Consider the following 1,772-nt stretch of genomic DNA (forward strand, 5'->3'; position numbering starts at 1 on the left):
TAGTGTAAGAATAATTTCGTTTTTCCTCATCTTCCATAATCCTTGGACTATGGAAGATTTTGGTTTTCTCCTTAGAAAGGAGGTGATCCAGCCGCACCTTCCGATACGGCTACCTTGTTACGACTTCACCCCAGTCACTTGTCCTACCTTCGACTGCTGCTTCCTTGCGGTTAGCTCACAGGCTTCGGGTATTACAAGCTCCCATGGTGTGACGGGCGGTGTGTACAAGACCCGGGAACGCATTCACCGCAGCATTCTGATCTGCGATTACTAGCAACTCCGACTTCATGTTCTCGAGTTGCAGAGAACAATCCGAACTGAGACCGTCTTTTTGAGGTTTGCTTGACCTTGCGATTTCGCTTCTCTTTGTTACGGCCATTGTAGCACGTGTGTTGCCCAGGGCATATAGGGCATGATGATTTGACGTCATCCCCACCTTCCTCCGATTTATCATCGGCAGTCTTTCTAGAGTCCCCATCCGAAATGCTGGTAACTAGTAATAAGGGTTGCGCTCGTTGCGGGACTTAACCCAACATCTCACGACACGAGCTGACGACAACCATGCACCACCTGTATAAGGGCTTCCGAAGAAGAAAACTTATCTCTAAGTTCGTCTCTTATATGTCAAGCCCTGGTAAGGTTCTTCGCGTTGCTTCGAATTAAACCACATGCTCCGCTGCTTGTGCGGGTCCCCGTCAATTCCTTTGAGTTTCATGCTTGCGCACGTACTCCCCAGGCGGAGTGCTTATTGTGTTAACTGCGGCACCGATTTATACCGACACCTAGCACTCATCGTTTACGGCGTGGACTACCAGGGTATCTAATCCTGTTTGCTCCCCACGCTTTCGTTCCTCAGCGTCAGATTGTGCCCAGCAAGTCGCCTTCGCCACCGGTATTCTTTTTAATATCTACGCATTTCACCGCTACACTAAAAATTCCACTTGCCTCTACACTTCTCAAGCTATACAGTTTCAGATGCTTACAAAGGTTGAGCCTTTGCCTTTTACATCTGACTTGCATTGCCGCCTGCGAACCCTTTACGCCCAGTGATTCCGGACAACGCTAGCCCCCTACGTATTACCGCGGCTGCTGGCACGTAGTTAGCCGGGGCTTTTTCTTATGGTACCGTCATTATCTTCCCATATAAAAGAGCTTTACGACCCGAAGGCCTTCTTCGCTCACGCGGCGTCGCTGCATCAGGGTTTCCCCCATTGTGCAATATTCCCCACTGCTGCCTCCCGTAGGAGTTTGGACCGTTTCTCAGTTCCAATGTGGCCGTTCACCCTCTCAGGCCGGCTACCCATCGTTGCCTTGGTGGGCCGTTACCTTCACCAACTAGCTAATGGGACGCGAGTCCATCTTTTACCACCGGAGTTTTAACTTTCTTAATCATGTGATTTGATAGTTTCATCAGGTTTTAATCCCGGTTTCCCGAGGCTATCCCTGTGTAAAAGGCAGGTTACTCACGTGTTACTCACCCGTCCGCCGCTAATCCGTCTTATCTTCGCCCCGAAGGGTTCTGTTAAGATTTCATCGCTCGACTTGCATGTGTTAAGCGCGCCGCCAGCGTTCGTCCTGAGCCAGGATCAAACTCTCAATTAAAAATTTGTCTAACTCAAAAAATCATTTCTGATTTACGAATTCTGGTTTCTTTGTTCTTTCGAACTGCTTTGTGATTTATTCTTACACTATTTAATTATCATGTTTCTTGGCTACTTTTGAAGTAGCTTTTTTATTATATATCCCTCTTGCATTTCTGTCAAGTATTTTTT

1 rRNA gene is annotated in these 1,772 nt (G+C 47.7%); it reads right to left on the reverse strand.

Going from position 1 to position 1,772, the window contains the following annotated elements:
• Positions 1-75: 75 nt before the first annotated feature.
• Positions 76-1,602, reverse strand: a 16S ribosomal RNA gene (locus tag HMPREF9131_RS04415).
• Between the last annotated feature and the right edge of the window lie 170 nt (positions 1,603-1,772).

Origin of the sequence: Peptoniphilus sp. oral taxon 836 str. F0141, from assembly GCF_000179335.1 — a bacterium.
GTDB classification, from domain to species: domain Bacteria; phylum Bacillota; class Clostridia; order Tissierellales; family Peptoniphilaceae; genus Peptoniphilus_A; species Peptoniphilus_A lacrimalis.